At 65.3% G+C, this 16,569-nt stretch carries 19 protein-coding genes and 2 pseudogenes; 13 read left to right on the top strand and 8 right to left on the bottom strand.

All coding sequences use genetic code 11. The annotated features are described in order from the left end of the window. Positions 1 to 17 precede the first annotated feature (17 nt). Together OKW52_RS18605 and OKW52_RS18600 are read left to right on the top strand one after the other, a co-directional pair. The gene (locus OKW52_RS18605) at positions 18 to 866 is read left to right on the top strand and encodes an AraC family transcriptional regulator (protein WP_264507027.1); all 849 of its coding nucleotides are present in this window, start codon (positions 18 to 20) and stop codon (positions 864 to 866) included. Beyond that, a complete protein-coding gene (locus tag OKW52_RS18600) occupies positions 863 to 1,471 on the top strand; it encodes a GyrI-like domain-containing protein (RefSeq protein ID WP_264507026.1) in 609 nt (202 codons plus the stop codon). Before OKW52_RS18605 ends, OKW52_RS18600 begins: the two co-directional genes overlap by 4 nt. A 189-nt stretch (positions 1,472 to 1,660) precedes the next feature. Here OKW52_RS18600 and OKW52_RS18595 read toward each other — a convergent pair. After that, positions 1,661 to 2,619 (bottom strand): annotated as a pseudogene (locus tag OKW52_RS18595) (L-malyl-CoA/beta-methylmalyl-CoA lyase). A 188-nt stretch (positions 2,620 to 2,807) separates the two neighbouring features. On the opposite strand from OKW52_RS18595, the gene OKW52_RS18590 reads away from it, so the two are divergent. From OKW52_RS18590 to OKW52_RS18570, 5 genes are all read left to right on the top strand, one after another. After that, positions 2,808 to 3,422, top strand: coding sequence for a methyltransferase family protein (locus OKW52_RS18590; protein WP_264507025.1), 615 nt, complete (start codon positions 2,808 to 2,810; stop codon positions 3,420 to 3,422). Positions 3,423 to 3,563: 141 nt separating this feature from the next. Next, on the top strand, positions 3,564 to 4,565 hold the full coding sequence (gene dgcN / locus OKW52_RS18585) for an N-acetyltransferase DgcN (protein WP_264507024.1): 1,002 nt from the start codon (positions 3,564 to 3,566) through the stop codon (positions 4,563 to 4,565). Positions 4,566 to 4,675: 110 nt separating this feature from the next. Continuing rightward, positions 4,676 to 5,638 carry an N-acetyl-D-Glu racemase DgcA gene (gene dgcA, locus OKW52_RS18580; RefSeq protein ID WP_264507023.1) on the top strand — a complete coding sequence of 321 codons (963 nt, stop codon included), beginning with the start codon at positions 4,676 to 4,678 and terminating at the stop codon, positions 5,636 to 5,638. Continuing rightward, the gene (locus OKW52_RS18575) at positions 5,638 to 6,381 is read left to right on the top strand and encodes a metallophosphoesterase family protein (protein WP_264507022.1); all 744 of its coding nucleotides are present in this window, start codon (positions 5,638 to 5,640) and stop codon (positions 6,379 to 6,381) included. The genes dgcA and OKW52_RS18575 overlap by 1 nt, the downstream gene beginning before the upstream one ends. A gap of 80 nt (positions 6,382 to 6,461) precedes the next feature. Next, on the top strand, positions 6,462 to 7,325 hold the full coding sequence (locus OKW52_RS18570; RefSeq protein WP_264507021.1) for a D-amino-acid transaminase: 864 nt from the start codon (positions 6,462 to 6,464) through the stop codon (positions 7,323 to 7,325). A 10-nt stretch (positions 7,326 to 7,335) separates the two neighbouring features. On the opposite strand, the gene OKW52_RS18565 is transcribed toward OKW52_RS18570, so the two are convergent. The 4 genes from OKW52_RS18565 to OKW52_RS18550 form a co-directional block, all read right to left on the bottom strand. Continuing rightward, positions 7,336 to 8,772 (bottom strand): calcium-binding protein, encoded by a 1,437-nt coding sequence (locus OKW52_RS18565; RefSeq protein WP_264507020.1) that lies wholly within the window; start codon positions 8,770 to 8,772, stop codon positions 7,336 to 7,338. Continuing rightward, a complete protein-coding gene (locus OKW52_RS18560) occupies positions 8,769 to 9,293 on the bottom strand; it encodes a hypothetical protein (RefSeq protein ID WP_264507019.1) in 525 nt (174 codons plus the stop codon). The genes OKW52_RS18565 and OKW52_RS18560 overlap by 4 nt, the downstream gene beginning before the upstream one ends. 298 nt (positions 9,294 to 9,591) lie before the next feature. After that, positions 9,592 to 10,644 (bottom strand): calcium-binding protein, encoded by a 1,053-nt coding sequence (locus OKW52_RS18555; RefSeq protein WP_264507018.1) that lies wholly within the window; start codon positions 10,642 to 10,644, stop codon positions 9,592 to 9,594. 262 nt (positions 10,645 to 10,906) lie between these two features. Continuing rightward, positions 10,907 to 11,221, bottom strand: a complete 315-nt coding sequence (locus OKW52_RS18550; RefSeq protein WP_264507017.1) for a DUF1244 domain-containing protein — start codon at positions 11,219 to 11,221, stop codon at positions 10,907 to 10,909. 230 nt (positions 11,222 to 11,451) lie between these two features. Here OKW52_RS18550 and pyk point away from each other — a divergent pair. Further along, positions 11,452 to 12,898 (top strand): annotated as a pseudogene (gene pyk, locus OKW52_RS18545) (pyruvate kinase). A gap of 25 nt (positions 12,899 to 12,923) precedes the next feature. Next, positions 12,924 to 13,151, top strand: a complete 228-nt coding sequence (locus tag OKW52_RS18540) for a hypothetical protein (RefSeq protein WP_264507016.1) — start codon at positions 12,924 to 12,926, stop codon at positions 13,149 to 13,151. Here the strand turns inward: OKW52_RS18540 and OKW52_RS18535 are convergent, their stop codons facing one another. Then, complete coding sequence (locus tag OKW52_RS18535) at positions 13,152 to 13,616, bottom strand: hotdog fold thioesterase (protein ID WP_264507015.1); 465 nt, start codon at positions 13,614 to 13,616, stop codon at positions 13,152 to 13,154. It abuts the gene before it with no gap. 234 nt (positions 13,617 to 13,850) lie between these two features. Here OKW52_RS18535 and rpmI point away from each other — a divergent pair, with 234 nt between their 5' ends. Both rpmI and rplT read left to right on the top strand, forming a co-directional pair. After that, the gene (rpmI, locus tag OKW52_RS18530; protein WP_107751654.1) at positions 13,851 to 14,051 is read left to right on the top strand and encodes a 50S ribosomal protein L35; all 201 of its coding nucleotides are present in this window, start codon (positions 13,851 to 13,853) and stop codon (positions 14,049 to 14,051) included. A gap of 13 nt (positions 14,052 to 14,064) precedes the next feature. Continuing rightward, the gene (gene rplT, locus OKW52_RS18525; protein WP_127105706.1) at positions 14,065 to 14,427 is read left to right on the top strand and encodes a 50S ribosomal protein L20; all 363 of its coding nucleotides are present in this window, start codon (positions 14,065 to 14,067) and stop codon (positions 14,425 to 14,427) included. A gap of 150 nt (positions 14,428 to 14,577) precedes the next feature. On the opposite strand, the gene OKW52_RS18520 is transcribed toward rplT, so the two are convergent. Together OKW52_RS18520 and OKW52_RS18515 are read right to left on the bottom strand one after the other, a co-directional pair. Further along, complete coding sequence (locus OKW52_RS18520; RefSeq protein WP_264507014.1) at positions 14,578 to 15,102, bottom strand: DNA-3-methyladenine glycosylase; 525 nt, start codon at positions 15,100 to 15,102, stop codon at positions 14,578 to 14,580. Further along, complete coding sequence (locus tag OKW52_RS18515) at positions 15,099 to 15,515, bottom strand: secondary thiamine-phosphate synthase enzyme YjbQ (RefSeq protein WP_127105708.1); 417 nt, start codon at positions 15,513 to 15,515, stop codon at positions 15,099 to 15,101. Before OKW52_RS18515 ends, OKW52_RS18520 begins: the two co-directional genes overlap by 4 nt. 243 nt (positions 15,516 to 15,758) lie before the next feature. On the opposite strand from OKW52_RS18515, the gene OKW52_RS18510 reads away from it, so the two are divergent. Both OKW52_RS18510 and OKW52_RS18505 read left to right on the top strand, forming a co-directional pair. Next, positions 15,759 to 16,130: a hypothetical protein gene (locus tag OKW52_RS18510; protein WP_264507013.1), complete on the top strand. Its 372-nt coding sequence runs from the start codon at positions 15,759 to 15,761 to the stop codon at positions 16,128 to 16,130. Continuing rightward, entirely contained in the window at positions 16,040 to 16,420 is a 381-nt protein-coding gene (locus OKW52_RS18505) for an aspartate/glutamate racemase family protein (protein ID WP_319800501.1), read from the top strand. The genes OKW52_RS18510 and OKW52_RS18505 overlap by 91 nt, the downstream gene beginning before the upstream one ends. Positions 16,421 to 16,569 lie beyond the last annotated feature (149 nt).

The raw sequence follows: 16,569 nt of genomic DNA, 5'->3' as shown, positions 1-16,569 counted from the left end.
CCGCAAGAGAGGTGTGAATGACGGTTGATTACAAAGCAAGACTGAAAAGAGTCTACGCGGCAATTCACGATGACCCGGCGCGCGAGCACTCGCTGGATGAACTGGCAGACGTCGCGGCATTGTCACGGTTCCACTTTCACCGGGTCTTTGCGGCGATGACGGGCGAGACCGTGTCCGAGGCCGTTCGACGCGTCCGCCTGAACCGCGCGGCGCATGCGCTGGCGCGCAGCGATACGCCGGTGGCAGCGGTGGGGCGGGCGTGTGGTTATGCGAATGCCGCCAGTTTCACCCGTGCGTTTCGGGCGGCGTATGGCATCACACCCGGCAATTTCCGCAAGGCGGGGCAGGCGCTGCCGCTGAAACTCAGGGCCATTGGACAGGAAGGACACAGTATGTTTCCAGTCACCATCACCAACGAGACCGCGCGGCGGGCCATCGGCCTGCCGTTCACCGGCCCCTATATGCAGATCGGCGCGGCCTATGATCAGCTGAGCGCCGAACTGGCGGCGCTGGACTTGTGGCAGCAGACGCGCGGTCTGGTGGGTGTTTATTTCGATGACCCGTCGATTGTCGCGCCGGAAGCGCTGCGCAGCTTCGCCGGCGTGATCGTCGATGCGGACCTGCCGCTGCCCGTTGGCTTGGATGAGCTGTCGATTGCCGGGGGCCGCCATGCGTGCATGGCGTTCAAGGGGCCCTATACCGGCTTTGGTCTGGCGTATGAGTGGCTCTTTGGTGACTGGCTGGCAGCAAGCGGCGAAGCGATGCGGGATGCGCCGTCGTGGGAGTTCTACCTCAACACGCCGATGAACACCGCGCCCGAGGATCTGCGCACCGACATCCTGCTGCCGCTGGAGGACCGGGCATGAGCAAAGACCCGCTGCTCGGCGGCAAGCCCGGCATCATCCAGCGCGTTCAGGTGCCGCCGCTGCGCTATTTCGCCATCGACGGGCAGGGCGCGCCGGGTGGGGACGTCTATGGCACCGCCGTGGCCGCACTCTATGGTCTGGCCTATGGCGCGCGGTTTGCGGGCAAGGCACGGGGGCATGACGACAAGGTCGGTCCGCTTGAGGGGCTGTGGTGGGCCGATGACATGGCGGCGTTTCTGACCGGCGACCGGGCGGTGTGGCGCTGGACAATGATGATCCGCGCACCGGGCTGGCTGGATGAGGCAACCTTGACGCCGTTGCGCGCGGCGGCGATTGCCAAGCGGCGCAAGGACAAGCCGGAAGTGGCAGAGGCGCTGGCCGAGGTGACGCTTAAGGCTGTGGACGAGGGGGAGTGCCTGCAGGCCCTGCATCTGGGGGCTTACGCTGACGAGGCCCCACTGATTGCCCGCATGCACGCGCAGGCGGCGGAGCAGGGTTTGTCCCTGCACGGGCAGCATCACGAGATCTACCTGTCCGACCCCAACCGCACCGCGCCCGAGAAACTGAAGACGATCCTGCGGCAGCCGGTGCGGGCGCTGACTTAGACTCTTTCAACAATTTAAGCGCTTGGTAGTCGGCAGCGAGCAGTATCGCTGCACGTTTTTCAACATCGCTTAAATGCCAGACTTACAGCACGCAAAACGGAAGACGCGCGCCGGTTGCCCGGCGCGCGTCCCTCCTCCGTAGCCCGCCAGCCCTCCCCGGCTTCGGGCCTCGGTACCTCTGTCCCGCGCTTAACCGCGTGCGATCAGCTCGGATTGTTTCACGATCACTTCGGCCTGCTTCATCGACGCGATGTCGATCAGCTTGCCCTTGTAGGTCGTCGCGCCCTGACCGTTGGCCTTGGCCTCTTCCATCGCGGCCAGAATGGCGCGGGCATCGGCAACGGCCTCGTCGGACGGGGTGAAAACTTCGTTGGCCAGCGCGACCTGCTTGGGGTGGATCGCCCATTTGCCGACCATGCCCAGCGTTGCCGAACGGCGCGCCTGCGCGCGGAACCCGTCGCCATCGCTGAAATCGCCGAACGGTCCATCGACCGGCAGCACGCCATGCGTGCGGCAGGCGGCGACGATGGCGGCCTGCGCCCAGTGCCACGGATCGGACCAGTATTTCGCGCCCTCGCGGGTCATGTAGTAGTTTTCCTGCGTGCCGCCGATGCCGGTGGTCTGCATCCCCATCGACGCGGCGAAATCCGCAGCGCCAAGGCTCATCGCCTGCAAGCGGGGGGACGAGGCGGCGATCTCTTCGACATGGGCGATGCCCGCAGCGCTCTCGATAATCACCTCAAGGCTGATCGGCTTGGTGCGGCCCTTGGCACGCTCAACCGCCGTCACCAGCGCATCGACCGCATAGACATCCGCCGCACAGCCGACCTTGGGGATCATGATCTGGTCCAGCCGGTCGCTGGCCTGCTCCAGCAGATCGACCACATCCTTGTACCAATAGGGCGTGTCCAGACCGTTGATGCGCACGCTGAGATACTTGGTGTTCCAGTCCACGTCATGGGTGGCCTGAATGATATTGGCGCGCGCGCTGTCCTTGTCCGACGGCGCAACCGAGTCCTCAAGATCCAGATTGATCACATCCGCCGCCGATGCCGCCATTTTCTCGAACAGCGCAGTCCGCGAGCCGGGGCCGAAGAGTTGGCAACGGTTGGGACGGGCGGGCGAGGGGGCTGGATGCGAAAGGACATGCAGTTCCTTGAGTAAGGATATTACGTTTGACTCGTGGCGGTGGATATAATGTTGCGTACATGTGCGCAAGGGGGATTCTGCACCTGCGAGGCGCGATGCTGCCTGCGCAGCACGCGCGACATCGGTTCGATTGACGGAGCGACACAAGCGGGTCTATGCGGTGGGGCGCTCAGCGAGAGGATCCGTGATGACCCAAGCCACCGTAAAGCCTGTAAACCAGAAGATCCGCGTGTGGATCGCGCGGGGGGTGGCGCTGGCCTGCATCCCTTTCATCGTCTTCATGCAGTCAGCCTGGTCTGACACCCTGCTGCAGCCGGTGTTCGAGGTGGTCGGCGCGCTGGTCGTGGTTGCGGCGGTGCTCGGGCGGTTCTGGTCGATCCTCTATATCGGCGGGCGCAAGAATAATCAGGTGGTGCAGGACGGCCCTTATTCGATGTGTCGTCACCCGCTCTATCTGAGCACCACCATCGGCGCGATCGGGCTGGGGTTGATGCTGGGTTCCTTTGTGCTGGCGGCCTTACTGGGGGGCGTGGCGTTTGTGATCCTGAGCATGACGGCGGCGCGCGAAGAGGCATTCCTGCGCGCCGAATTTGCACCCGACTATGATCGTTATGCCCAGCGTGTGCCCCGGATCTGGCCGAAGCCGTCGCTGTTCCGGACCCCGGATGACGTGACCTTCAACGCCCTGGTCCTTCGCCGCAACCTGGCCGATGCGTTGGGTTTTCTGGCGCTGATCCCGCTGGCCGAGCTGATGGAAACGCTGCGCGAGAATGGCATTCTGGGCAGTTTCATCCTCCCTTGACGACGCGCTGCACGTTTCTTCTGCGGTATTGCTGAAAGATCGAACAATCTTCGATATCAGCCGCCATATTGGCGCAAGAAATCAAAGACATTCACCGCGCCTCGCGGCATTCTTCGATGAACCTGCGCGATGGAGTCCGCTATGATCGAAACCCCCTATCTGCTGTTTCTGGGCGATGCGCCCGACATGTTGGCCGCCAAGGTCGCGCAAGGCATCAAGGACTGGCGCCCGGAATACGCGCTGGGTCAGTTGCGGCTGGACGGCTGCAAGGCCGACATGGGCCTGCCCGACATGACGCTGGCCGAGGCCAAGGCAGCAGGCATCAAGACCGTGGTGATCGGCGTTGCCAACCGCGGCGGGGTCATCAGTCAGATGTGGAAAAAGGTGCTGGTCGAGGCGCTGGAAGAGGGCTTCGATCTGGCCTCGGGCCTGCACAACCTGCTGCGCGACGAGGCCGATCTGGCCGCTGTCGCCAAGGCGACCGGCCGTACCTTGCATGACGTGCGCATCCCGTCGGTCAAATACCCCATCGCCAATGGCGAAAAGCGCAGCGGCAAGCGCATGCTGGCTGTGGGCACCGATTGCTCGGTCGGCAAGATGTACACGGCGCTGTGCATGGAAAAGGAAATGCGTGAGCGCGGCATGAAGGCCAGCTTCCGCGCCACCGGCCAGACCGGCATCCTGATCACCGGCGGCGGCGTGCCGCTGGATGCGGTGATCGCCGATTTCATGGCGGGGTCGATCGAGTATCTGACGCCGGACAACGACCCCGACCATTGGGATCTGATCGAGGGGCAGGGCAGCCTGTTCCACGTCAGCTATTCCGGCGTGACGCTGGCGCTGGTGCATGGCGGCCAACCCGATGCGCTGGTCATCTGCCACGAGCCGACCCGCGCCCATATGCGCGGTCTGCCGGGCTATCAGCTGCCCAGCATCGAAGCCGTGCGCGACGTGGCGCTGACGCTGGCACGGGTGGCGAACCCGGCCTGTGTGGCGGTGGGTGTGTCGGTGAACACGCAGCATATGTCCGACCCTGAAGCCAAGGCCTATCTGGCCGAGGTCGAGGCGCGCGTTGGCCTGCCGACGACGGACCCGTTCCGCTATGGCGCGGCCAAGCTGGTGGACGCGCTCGAGGGGATCTGAGCGTCGTGTCGGGGGGCTGCTCGCCCCCGAACCCCCTCGCCAAAGGGGAGCGCACGCGCCCCCTTTGGAAACCCCCCGTGGATATTTTTAGACAGAAAATGAGGGTGCGCATGATCACCGTGACCGCAGAGAGCTTTCGACTGGCCGAGGTGTTCACCATCTCGCGCGGGTCGCGGACCGAGGCAAAGGTGCTGACGGTTCGGGTGGAGCGCAACGGTCTGGTCGGCTGGGGCGAATGCGTGCCCTATGCGCGCTATGGCGAGTCGCTGGAGTCGGTGGCGGCACAGGTCGAGGGCTTGCCGGCCGGGATCGACCGGGCAGCCCTGCAGGACGCGCTGCCGGCGGGGGCGGCGCGCAACGCGGTGGATTGTGCGCTGTGGGATCTTGAGGCGAAAGCAGCGGGCAAGCGGGTCTGGGAACTGGCCGGGCTGGCCGCGCCGGGGCCGATGATCACCTGTTTCACCTTGTCGCTGGGCTCGCCTGAGAGCATGCAGGCGGCGGCGGCGCGGCATGCGCATCGCCCGGTGCTGAAGATCAAGCTGGGCACGCCCGACGACATGGCGCGGCTGGAGGCGGTGCGCGCGGGCGCACCCCGATCGCGCATTGTGGTGGATGCGAATGAGGGTTGGTCGGCCGAGGTTTACACCGAGCTGGCGCCGCATCTGCTGCGTCTGGGCGTGGCGATGGTCGAGCAGCCGATGCCGGCGGGCAAGGACGATCTGCTGGCCGAGATCGCGCGGCCCTTGCCGGTTTGCGCCGATGAGAGCTGCCACGACCGCGACTCGCTGCCTGACCTCAAAGGCAAGTATGACATGGTGAACATCAAGCTCGACAAGACCGGCGGGCTGACCGAAGCGCTGGCGCTGCGCGCCGCCGCGCAGGCCGAGGGCTACCGCGTGATGGTCGGCTGCATGGTCGGCACCTCGCTGGCGATGGCCCCGGCGGTGCTGGTGGCGCAGGGGGTTGAGGTGGTCGATCTGGACGGCCCGCTGCTGCTGGCCGAGGATCGCACCCCGCCGCTGGCCTATGACGAAGCCGGTGTGCACCCGTCGGTGGCGGAGCTCTGGGGCTGATGCGGATCGCGGCGCTGGCCGATATTCACGGCAACGCCGACGCCCTTCGTGCCGTGCTGGCGGATCTGGCGGGGCAGGGGGCGAACCGGGTGGTGGTGCTGGGCGATCACTTCAGCGGGCCACTGGCGGCGGGTGAGACCTGGGCGCTGCTGGCGGCGCGGCCTGAGTTTGACTGCCTGCGCGGCAATCATGACCGCTATTTGCTGGAGACCCCGCGCGCCACGATGGGGCGCTCGGATGCGGCGGCGGCGGATGAGCTGGACGGCCCGGCGCTGGACTGGCTGGCCAGTCTGCCGCAGACGCTGCGCCTTGCCGATGTGTTTTGCTGCCACGGCACGCCCGCCAGTGACGAGACCTATCTGTGCGAGCGCATCACGCCCGATGGCGGCGTCGCGCAGCGGGATGCGCCGACCATCGCGCGGCTGCTGGCCGGGATCGAGGCCAAGCTGATCCTGTGCGCCCATTCGCATCTGCCGCGCGCCCTGCGCCTGCCGGACGGGCGGCAGGTGGTGAACCCCGGCAGCGTCGGCTGTCCGGCCTATACCGATGCCGAACCGGTGCCGCATGCGGTCGAGGCCGGTTTCCCCGAGGCAAGCTATGCGCTGCTCGACCAGACGCCGCTCGGCTGGGAGGTGACGTTCCGCCGCGTTCCCTATGACAGCCGCCGCATGGCCGCGCGCGCCACGGCGCAGGGCCGCGATGAGTGGGCAAGCGCGGTGAAGACCGGCTGGATCGCCGCGTGATCCCCTCTTGACGGGGCGACCCGCAAAACCGATGAAACCCGAAACCCCCTGCCAAGAAACCCTCTGACGGAGAAGACCCCATGACCCGCACTGTTTACGTCAACGGCGACTACCTGCCCGAGGATCAGGCGCGGGTTTCGATCTTCGACCGTGCCTTTCTGATGGCCGATGGCGTCTATGAGGTCACCTCGGTGCTGGGGGGCAAGCTGATCGACTTTGACGGCCACCTCAAGCGTCTGGACCGCTCGTTGGGTGAGCTGGAGATCCGCAATCCGTTGAGCGCTGACGACTGGCTGGCGATCCACCGCGAGCTGGTCACGGTGAACGAGATCACCGATGGCATGATCTACCTGCAGGTCACCCGCGGCGCCCCCGGCGACCGCGATTTCGCCTGGCCGGACCCGGAGACGTGCCCGCCGACGGTGGTGCTGTTCACCCAGTCGAAGCCCGGTCTGGCGGAAAGCCCGGCGGCCAAGGTCGGCATGAAGGTGATCTCGATCGAAGACCTGCGCTGGGGCCGTCGCGACATCAAGACCGTGCAGCTGCTCTACCCGTCGATGGGCAAGATGATGGCCAAGAAGGCGGGCTGCGATGATGCGTGGCTGGTCGAGGACGGGTTTGTGACCGAGGGCACCTCGAACAACACCTATATCGTCAAGGGCAACAGCATCATCACCCGCGAGCTGTCGCATGACATCCTGCACGGGATCACCCGCGCCGCCGTGCTGCGCTTTGCGCGCGAGGCGCAGATGGAAGTGATTGAGCGCCCCTTCACCATCGCCGAAGCGCAGGACGCCGATGAGGCGTTCATCACCTCGGCCTCGGCCTTTGTGATGCCGGTGGTCGAGATTGACGGCGCGGTGCTGGGCGATGGCAAACCGGGCAAGGTGGCGGCGCGGATGCGCGAGATTTACCTCGACGAGATGCGCAAGGCGGCGATCTGAACCGCCGGGGTTAGAAGGCCCACGGATTTCTACCGGCGACGCGCAGCTCGAGCGCGTCGTCCGGCAGGCTGGAGGTGCCCTGCACCACCAGCACCGGCTGGCCGTCGACCAGCACCCGCACCTCGTTGTTGACGGGGTCTTCCTCGATTGTGACCTCAGGCTCAGGATAGGTGATCGAGGGATCGTTGGAATCCACCGTGTTGTAGCCGATGGTCACCGCGACACTTTCGCCGCTCTCATAGTCCGTGATCAGGTTCGGCGCGAAATCTGGGGGCAGGCCATTGCCGACCCCAATGCGCGCGATGAAATGATCGGTGCCCTCGCCGCCGGTCAGGGTGTCGCCGTCCAGTGTGTCGTCGCCCTCGCCACCGTCGGCGATCAGCGCCGTGATCGTATCATTTCCCGCGCCGCCCTCGGCGGAATAACTGTCCAGGATCAGGTCGTCTCCGTCCCCGCCGTAGACCTCGTCGCCGTTCAGCGTATCGTTCCCGGTGCCGCCGAACACCGTCCCCTCGCCGCGGGTATCGATATCGACGCCGAAGCTGGTGGCGGACGCATCGACTGATCCGACAATTTCAAAGGCTTCGAAATTCTCGAAGGTGGCGGTGTTGCCGTCGGCATCGCTCGCAACGCCGGATCCGCTGTCATCGATCACCATCGAAAGCGGGCCGTTGCCAAAGAGATGCAGGCTATCCACGTCCTCGCCACCGTCGAGGAACAGGTCGTCGATGAGTTCGACACTGATCAAATCGTCACCGCTGCCGGTGTGGACCTGATGCGCACCCGCTGTGAGATAGAGCGCATCACTCCCGGCGCCGGTGTTGATCTGGAGGGCGATGTCCTCGCGGTGATATTCGACAACGTCATGGCCGGACCCCAGCGCATAGCGTTCAAAACCGTTCAACAGGACGGCGCGTTCGAAATGCGGGCTGGTGGCAATGAAGTTTGTGTTGCCTTCGGCATAGAGATGCATCGCCTGCGTCATACCCGAGGCGTCGAGCAGGTCGCCCTCGGTCTCGCCGCCGTCGCCGCCGGAGAGTTCCGAGCGTTCCAGCAGCGGGCGTCCGCCGTCGGGGTTGTCGATGGTGCGCATCTCGAAATCGTCGGACAGGGTGAGGGTGTCGTCGCCCTCGCCGCCGTCCAGCGTGTTGATCCCAAGGCCCTGTTCGAGCAGGTCATTGCCCGCACCGCCCTGCACATCGTCGTCGCCGTCCCCGCCCAACAACCAGTCGCCGCCTTCGCCGCCGATCAGCGTGTCGTCCCCTCCGCCGCCAGCCAGCGTGTCATTGCCGCCCAACCCGTCGATCAGGTCAGCGCCGTTGGTGCCGGTCAGGCTGTCGTCGCCATCGGTTGCCTCTTCTTCGGGGTCAACGGGATCGGTGGTGTCGGACTGACCACCCATGCCAAAGCTCAAGGCAAGGGCAAGCAACATAAACGCGTAAATCATGGCACACTCCAGCGATACAAATGAGGCGAGGTCGGTTCGCCATCGGCACCGCGCAGGGTGCCAGAATACGGGTTGCAGGTGAGGGTCGGCAGACCGGGGGCGTGGTTGGTCACCCCCTCAAGCACCGTCGCTTGTTGGTCGCCAACCATGATGAGGGTCCGATTGTTGCCGCGATCGTCGATGACGCTGGCCTTGGCCGGATCGATACCGATGATCTGGCTGGCCAACAGGGTGTCATCGCGCGCACCAGCGTCCCGAACCGTGCCGCCCTGTGCGTCGCTCTCCACGCCCGAGCCGGTGGCGTCAACGATCAGCGTGGTCAGTGCATGCCCCTTGCCGCTGTTGATCGCCAGCAGATCGCGCGCTTCGCCGCCGTCGAGCACCGATTGCCCGGACACGCTTGGTTTGCCGTTCGCGTCGGCGCGTGTGATGGCGTCGAAGCCGTCATTCAGCGCCAGCGTGTCGCCGCCTGACAAGGACACGGTCAGGCCAAGAGCGAGAAACGCAAACGCAATACCCATCACAAACTCGGATTTACACACCACACAGTTGCAAAACTGAGGACATTGCGCGCTTGAGTCAATTTAATTCAACATTATGAAATTGCGTTGCAAAATGCGATTGGAAGAGCTGCAGCGGCCAATGTTTCCATTTTTGAAACCAATAGGCGCATGGCGGATAATTGTTGCGCGAAAACCTCGAATCCCGGAGCATCCGGCACCCGCTGTCCCCGCAACACCCGCCTTTCGCCCGCGCATAAAAAAACGCGAAGGCGCTTGCGCTGCCTTCGCGTTCTGTCGTGATCGGGGCTGAGGGGCGTCAGGCCGCCGCTTGGTTCCAGCTTACCTGCAGGTCGGTGTTGGCATCGAAGGTGGTCGTGCCATTCAGCGTGGCCCACAATTGACCGCCGACATAGACGTTCACCAGATTGTTCTCGGCGTCGGTTTCGGTGGTCACGTCGGGGGCGGTGTCGCCGGTATGCTCGATGGTCAGCACCAGCGTATCGGTGCCGGACACGAAGTCGGTCACCACCAGAGACTCGCCGCTGTCGGTGTTCGAAAAGCGCTCGTCCATCTGGATGACATCCGCGCCGCTGCCGGTGGTCACGGTGTCCAGACGATCGGCCAGCAGCGTGTCGTCGCCGATGCCTCCATCCAGCACATCCACGCCCGCGCCGCCGTCCAGACTGTCATTCCCGGCGTCGCCCATCAGCGTGTCAGCGCCCGCGCCGCCCAGCAGCACGTCGTTCCAGTCGCCGCCGCTCAGGCTGTCGTTGCCGTCACCGCCGTCCAGCAGGTCACGTCCGGTGCCGCCCAGAAGCGTGTCATCGCCGTCGCCGCCATAGAGCGAATCGTCGCCCGCGCCGCCGTCCAGCAGGTCATAGCCCGCATCGCCGAACAGCCGGTCATTGCCCTGACCGCCGTTCAGCGTGTCGATGCCATTGCCGCCATAAAGCGAATCCCAGCCATTGCCGCCGTCAAGCGAGTCATCCCAGTCGCCGCCATAGAGCGTGTCGGCACCGTCGCCGCCGTCCAGCGTGTCGCGGCCACCTTCACCCCACAGCAGGTCATCCCCTGCGCCGCCCAGAACCGAATCGTCGCCCCGCTCGCCGCGCAGGAAGTCGTCGCCGTCGCCACCGTCCACGGTGTCGTTGCCAGAGCCTGCGTTCACCTCGTCCTGACCGTCGCCGGCAGCGATGTCGTCGTTGCCGCCAAAGCCATTGATCAGATCATCGCCGTCGGTGCCGATCAGCGAGTCGTCGTCATTGGTGCCGTCCAGACTGTCAACGGTGTCGACCTCGCCACCATCGCTTCCCGTACTGCTCAGCCCCAGAACAACCGCGAGCAAGAGAAAAACACCGATGTAAGCCATTGAACACTCCAAGCGTTGCAGCGGCAGCGGTGGCTACCGTTATAAAATGGGACGTTAATCTTTCGTTAACAATTGGGATCGCGGCCGTTAGGTCAAGCGATTCCATGGATTTACAACCGCAAGGGCATGTGTGCGCCTCTTGGATCGTCTCCAATAGCATCAAATTGATCTTATTGTCGCTAAATCGGAAACGATTCGGGCCGTGCGCTGCAAGTGTCTAAAAAGCCCTGTAAAATGCGCGGCGCCTCCAGCCTTTGCGGGGTCAGTCCTTCTTGCCGACATTGGCAGCAAAGCTCTGGTCGAACGCCTTGAGCTGATCGCCGGTCGCTTCGGCCTGATGCTGCGCGCGCCAGTCGTCATACGGCATGCCGTAGACCACTTCGCGCGCCTGCTCCTTGTTCAGCGCGATGCCTTCCTCGGCGGCTGCCTCGCCATACCAGCGGCTCAGACAGTTGCGGCAGAACCCGGCGAGGTTCATCAGGTCGATGTTCTGCGCATCGGGGCGGTCCTGCATCAGGTGCTGGATCAACCGGCGATAGGTGGCGGCTTCGATGCGGGTGCGGGTGGCGTCGTCCATGAGGGCCTCGCGAGGTTGCAGATGGTTGACAAAGACCTGTGCTCTTCTGCGCATGGGGTCAAGCCGTCCGGCCCCGGATGCGCTGCGTGCCTATTCACCCGGCAGAGACAGGTTTTCGCGTTAGCGATACCGGTATTGCCCCCGGCACGGTTGCCGCTTGGTCATAATTGGGCGATACCAAGTGAAATTGACCCGTTTGAACGGGACTGGCTTTCAGAAAAGGACGCGCCATGCGCCGCAACCGCAATGTCAAGATCGTGGCCACGCTGGGCCCCGCGTCTTCCGATCTCGCAACGATCCGCGCCTTGTTCGAGGCCGGGGCCGATGTGTTCCGCCTGAACATGAGCCACGGCACGCATGATGAAATCGCCGCGCGCCACGCCATCGTGCGTCAGGTTGAGCGTGAAGCAGGCCGCCCCATCGCGCTGCTGGCTGACCTGCAGGGGCCCAAGCTGCGCGTCGGCACCTTCGCGGTCACCTCGGTCGAGCTGGAAGAGGGCCAGAAGTTCCGCTTCGACCTCGACTCGGCGGAAGGCAACCACCAGCGCGTGACCCTCCCGCATCCCGAGATCTTCGCCGCGCTCGAGCCCGGTGCGCGGTTGCTGGTCAATGACGGCAAGATCTGTCTGGTCGTCGATGACTGCGGCGCTGACTATGCGAATTGCACCGTCACCGTGGGCGGCGTCATCTCGAACCGCAAGGGCGTCAACGTGCCCGATGTCGTGCTGCCGCTGCGCGCGCTGTCGGACAAGGACCGCGCCGATCTGGAATTCGTCTGCGAACTGGGCGTGGACTGGCTGGCGCTCAGCTTTGTGCAGCGCCCTGAGGACGTGACCGAAGCGCGTGAACTGGCCAAAGGCCGCGCGGCGATCCTTGCCAAGATCGAGAAACCCGCCGCCGTCAAAGCCTTCGATGCCATTGCCGAGGTCAGCGACGGCGTGATGGTTGCGCGCGGCGATCTGGGGGTCGAGCTGCCGGTGCATTCGGTGCCGCCGATCCAGAAGCGCCTTGTCCGCCGCGCCCGCGCCCTGGCCAAGCCGGTGATCGTGGCGACGCAGATGCTGGAATCGATGATCGAAAGCCCGATGCCGACCCGGGCCGAAGTGTCCGACGTTGCCACGGCGATCTATGAAGGTGCCGATGCCGTCATGCTCTCGGCGGAATCGGCGGCGGGGAACTACCCGGTCGAGGCCGTGCGCACCATGCACAATGTCGCGCTGTCGGTTGAAGGCGATCTCGACCTATCGTCAGGTCATCGCGGCCTTCCGCACCTATGAGCGCGTCTCGGTCGCCGATGCGATTGTCTCCGCCGCGCGCGAGATCGCGGAATCGACCGACATCAAGGCGATCTGCTGCTTCACCGACTCGGGCACCACGGCGATCAAGGTCGCCCGCGAGCGCCCGCAGGTGCCGATCCTGGCACTCAGCCCGTCGATGCAGACCCTGCGCCGTCTGTGCCTTGTCTGGGGGGTGATCTGCGTCGAGACCGGCACAGTCGACCGCTTCAAATCGGCCGTGGTCAATGCGGCCCGCGCGGTGCGCGAACTGGGTATGGGCACAACCACGGATCAGATCGTGGTCACGGCGGGCGTGCCCTTCAACGTGCCGGGTACGACGAATATCCTGCGCGTCGCGCCCTGCGATGAGCGCTTGATTTACCGGGCCGAGGCGGATTGACTCGGGGGCCACAGGAGGCCCCCGCATGGACCGCGATCTGCTTTTTCTCACCGGCCTGATCTTTTTGCCGCTCGCTTTCGTGGCGCTTGTATCGGCTTGGGCCGACCGGCGCTTTCCGACGGCTGCGCTTGTCCTGACGGTGATCGGGGTGGGCGTGGCGGGCTGGGCCTATGCAACCCATCCGGGGGGCTACGACTGGCGCAGCCTCCCGGATCTGGCGGTCGAAACCGTCGCGCGCTACTGGCGGCGCTGATCAGCCCTTGGTGCGTGGCACCGGCCGGTCGATGACCGCCAGCGTCATGCGCGAGATGCACACCAGTTTGCCGGCCTCGTCGGTGATGTGGGTTTCCCAGACCTGACTGCGCTTGCCGATGTGGATCGGGCGGGTGATGCCGGTCACCCAGCCGCTGAGACCCGGGCGCAGGTGGTTGGCGTTGATTTCCTGACCAACCACGCTTTGCGTGGTGGCATCGACGACGAAATTCCCGGCCCAGGAAGCCAGCGTCTCGGCCAGCAGGACCGAGGCCCCGCCATGCAGGATGCCCGCCGGTTGCTTGGTGCGGTGATCGACCGGCATGCGACCGACCAGATAGTCGGGACCGGCCTCGGTGATCTCGATCCCCAGATGGGCATTGGCGGTGCCTTCGCCAAAACGGTTGGCCATCTCGATGGTGAACGGGGTTTTCCAGATGCCAGCGGGGGCGGGGGTCTCGGTCATGGCGGATCTCCTGTTTTGCGCTGGAAGTGCCCCCGCGCGTGGCCTACGACAAGCCCTGGGCACAGATGACCCTGCGTCGGGATTTATTCCGGTGCAAAGCGGGATCATCTGCGCGCAAGCCCTTGCCAAGCCCTTGGGTGCGCGGTAATGGGCGACCTTCTTAAGCCCGCGTGGCCGGCCAGTGTGGCATGCCGAGTCGCGCGTTATCACCGCTCGAATAGACAGGAGACGGAAATGCCCAAGATGAAGACCAAATCAGCCGCGAAAAAGCGGTTCAAGGTCACCGCGACCGGCAAGATCAAATCGGCCCAGGCAGGCAAGCGCCACGGCATGATCAAGCGGACGACCAAGTTTATCCGTGACGCGCGGGGCACCATGGTGCTGAGCGAGCCGGATACGAAGATCGTCAAGACCTACATGCCCTACGCTCGCTGAGGAGACCAGACATATGGCACGCGTCAAATCCGGTAAGGTCACCCACGCCCGTCACCGCAAGGTCGTCAAGGCAGCAGCTGGCTATTACAGCGCACGCTCGCGCAACTTCCGTACGGCGACCCAAGCGGTCGACAAAGCGAACCAATACGCAACCCGCGACCGCAAGACCCGCAAGCGCAACTTCCGCGCCCTGTGGATCCAGCGGATCAACGCGGCTTGCCGCGCCATTGACCCGGCGCTGACCTACTCGCGCTTCATCAACCTGCTGGCTCTGTCCGGGATCGAAGTGGACCGCAAGGTTCTGGCCGATCTCGCCGTGCACGAGCCCGAAGCCTTCGGCCAGATCGTGGCGCAGGCGCAGGCAGCGCAGGCCTGATCCTTTCGCGGATCGGTTGAGAGTTCAGACAGGGCCGTCCTTCGGGGTGGCCCTTTCGCATGGGGCGCGCGGGCAGGGGGCTTTCCGCCCCCTCTTCGGCTGTCGCCGAATTCACCCCCTGAGGATATTTGAGGACAGATGATGGCGCGGTCAGAAGGGCTTCGAGAGATACTTTGAGCCGGGCAGGCCGAAGCGCATCGGCCAGTCGGCGGCTTTGGTGATGCCGATGCGGGGACCGGTGAGCCAGGTCTCGGGCGGGTTCAGCGCGAGGTGGAAGTCCGGCGGGCCGAAAGGCCGGGTGTCATCGTCGCCGGTGATGCCGAGGGCCTGCGCGAGCATGCCGGGGCCCTTGCAGAGCGCCTTTGCCGGACCGCGGCGGGTCTGCATGGTGGCGAGGCCGGTCAGCGGCTCAAGCGCCCGGATCAGGACGGCGTGGCCGGGCAGGCCGACGACGTTGAGGCACCAGTGCAGCCCGTAGATCCGGTAGACATAGGCGTGGCCTGCCGGGCCGAACATCGCCGCGTTGCGGCGGGTGGGGCCGGGGAAGGAATGCGAGGCGGGATCGTCGGGGGCGTAGGCCTCGGTCTCGGTGATGCGGCCTGTGCAGCCGCGCACGGTGAGGGTGGCACCCAGCAGGCGCGGGGCGAGCCGGGCGGCGGGAAGGGCAAAGCTCACCGCAGCAGGGCGGCGACCTGACGCTTTTGCGGCCGCGTCCGGTGCTCGACAACGTAGATGCCCTGCCAGCTGCCCAAGGCGAGCGACCCGGTGATCACCGGGATCTGCAGGCTGACCGGCAGATGGGCGGCCTTGATATGGGCCGGCATGTCATCGGGCCCCTCAAGCGTGTGGGTGATCCAGCGCATCGAGGGGTCATTGGCCGGCGGCACCAGCCGGTTCAGCCATGTCTTGAGGTCACGCTGCACGTCGGGATCGGCGTTTTCCTGGATCAGCAGGCTGGCCGAGGTGTGGCGGATGAAGAGGGTCAGCAGGGCTTCGTCCACGGTCTGGCGGGCGAGCCATTGGGTGATCTGCGGGGTGATCTCGTAAAGACCGGGGCCCTGGGTTTGCAGGGTGAATTGGCTGTGCATGATGCGGCCCAGCCTAGCGGGTTTGCCCTGCGCCGGGAAGGGGGCGCAGAGCGGCTGTCCCCCGATGGGACATTTTCCTGCGCGTTGTATTTCAGCGGGTTGCGGGGCGCGATTTATCAATTGTTAGGGTTTGGCCGGGCAGGCGCGGGGTTTTGCACCCGACACAACCCTTGATCCGCGTGCAAAACAACCGCAGCGTGGGGCCTGCTGCCGCAGGGGCGGCGCGCAGGCAGGGAGAGCGCCATGCATATCGGTCTGATCGGCGGCATCGGCCCTGCCGCGACGGTGGTCTATTACGAGCGGCTGGTGGCGGCGTTTCGCGCGCGCGGGCGGGTGCTGGAACTGACCATCGCGCAGGCCGATGTGCAGGTGCTGGCGCGCAACGCCGAGGCTGACGACCGCGCGGCGCAGGCTGCCGTCTATGCAAGGCATCTGGCGCAGCTGAAGGGGGCGGGGGCGGATTTCGGCTCGATCACCTCGATCGGCGGGCATTTCTGCTATGCCGAGACCGAAGCGATCTCCCCCTGCCGCTGGTCAGCGCCATTGCGCCGGTCGATGCCGGACTGGCGGCGCGCGGCCTGCGCTGCGTCGGCGTGCTGGGGACGCGGCAGGTGACGGGATCGCTGCTCTATGGCCAACTGGTGCAGACGCAGGCGCTGGCCCCGGCCGAGATCGAGGCGGTGCACAGCGCCTATGTCGGCATGGCGACCTCGGGCGCGTGCACGCCGGACGCGCGGGCGCTGCTATTCGACGAGGGGGCGCGGATGATCGAGCATGGGGCCGAGGCGGTGCTGCTGGCGGGGACCGATCTGGGGCTGGCCTTTGACGGGTATGATCCGGGCTATCCGGTGATCGACGCGCTCGATCTGCATGTGGCGCATCTGGTGGCGTTGGCGATGGGGTGAGGGCGGTCCCGATGGACGGGGAGGGGAGTGTCGGGGTGAACCCCGACCTATGGGGAGGTGCGCAATGAATGCGCTGCCTATGGCTGGCTGCATGTGGCGCATCTGGTGGCGGTGGCGGCGGGGTGAGGGCGCACCCGGTGGACGGCGGG

The organism is Pararhodobacter zhoushanensis (genome assembly GCF_025949695.1).
Classification (GTDB): domain Bacteria; phylum Pseudomonadota; class Alphaproteobacteria; order Rhodobacterales; family Rhodobacteraceae; genus Pararhodobacter; species Pararhodobacter zhoushanensis_A.
The sequence above is the reverse complement of the archived record's forward strand: the minus strand, read 5'-3'. Positions and strand labels throughout refer to the sequence as shown.

Bases quoted from the DNA above. Each gene is read 5' to 3' on its own strand.
- dgcN (WP_264507024.1), top strand. From the start codon at position 3,564: ATGATCGAAACCCCCTATCTGCTGTTTCTGGGCGATGCGCCCGACATG.
- rplT (WP_127105706.1), top strand. From the start codon at position 14,065: ATGGCACGCGTCAAATCCGGTAAGGTCACCCACGCCCGTCACCGCAAG.
- OKW52_RS18560 (WP_264507019.1), bottom strand. From the start codon at position 9,293: ATGGGTATTGCGTTTGCGTTTCTCGCTCTTGGCCTGACCGTGTCCTTG.
- OKW52_RS18540 (WP_264507016.1), top strand. From the start codon at position 12,924: ATGGACCGCGATCTGCTTTTTCTCACCGGCCTGATCTTTTTGCCGCTC.
- OKW52_RS18535 (WP_264507015.1), bottom strand. From the start codon at position 13,616: ATGACCGAGACCCCCGCCCCCGCTGGCATCTGGAAAACCCCGTTCACC.
- OKW52_RS18575 (WP_264507022.1), top strand. From the start codon at position 5,638: ATGCGGATCGCGGCGCTGGCCGATATTCACGGCAACGCCGACGCCCTT.
- OKW52_RS18555 (WP_264507018.1), bottom strand. From the start codon at position 10,644: ATGGCTTACATCGGTGTTTTTCTCTTGCTCGCGGTTGTTCTGGGGCTG.
- OKW52_RS18550 (WP_264507017.1), bottom strand. From the start codon at position 11,221: ATGGACGACGCCACCCGCACCCGCATCGAAGCCGCCACCTATCGCCGG.
- OKW52_RS18565 (WP_264507020.1), bottom strand. From the start codon at position 8,772: ATGATTTACGCGTTTATGTTGCTTGCCCTTGCCTTGAGCTTTGGCATG.
- OKW52_RS18600 (WP_264507026.1), top strand. From the start codon at position 863: ATGAGCAAAGACCCGCTGCTCGGCGGCAAGCCCGGCATCATCCAGCGC.
- OKW52_RS18590 (WP_264507025.1), top strand. From the start codon at position 2,808: ATGACCCAAGCCACCGTAAAGCCTGTAAACCAGAAGATCCGCGTGTGG.
- OKW52_RS18510 (WP_264507013.1), top strand. From the start codon at position 15,759: ATGCATATCGGTCTGATCGGCGGCATCGGCCCTGCCGCGACGGTGGTC.
- rpmI (WP_107751654.1), top strand. From the start codon at position 13,851: ATGCCCAAGATGAAGACCAAATCAGCCGCGAAAAAGCGGTTCAAGGTC.
- OKW52_RS18570 (WP_264507021.1), top strand. From the start codon at position 6,462: ATGACCCGCACTGTTTACGTCAACGGCGACTACCTGCCCGAGGATCAG.
- dgcA (WP_264507023.1), top strand. From the start codon at position 4,676: ATGATCACCGTGACCGCAGAGAGCTTTCGACTGGCCGAGGTGTTCACC.
- OKW52_RS18605 (WP_264507027.1), top strand. From the start codon at position 18: ATGACGGTTGATTACAAAGCAAGACTGAAAAGAGTCTACGCGGCAATT.
- OKW52_RS18515 (WP_127105708.1), bottom strand. From the start codon at position 15,515: ATGCACAGCCAATTCACCCTGCAAACCCAGGGCCCCGGTCTTTACGAG.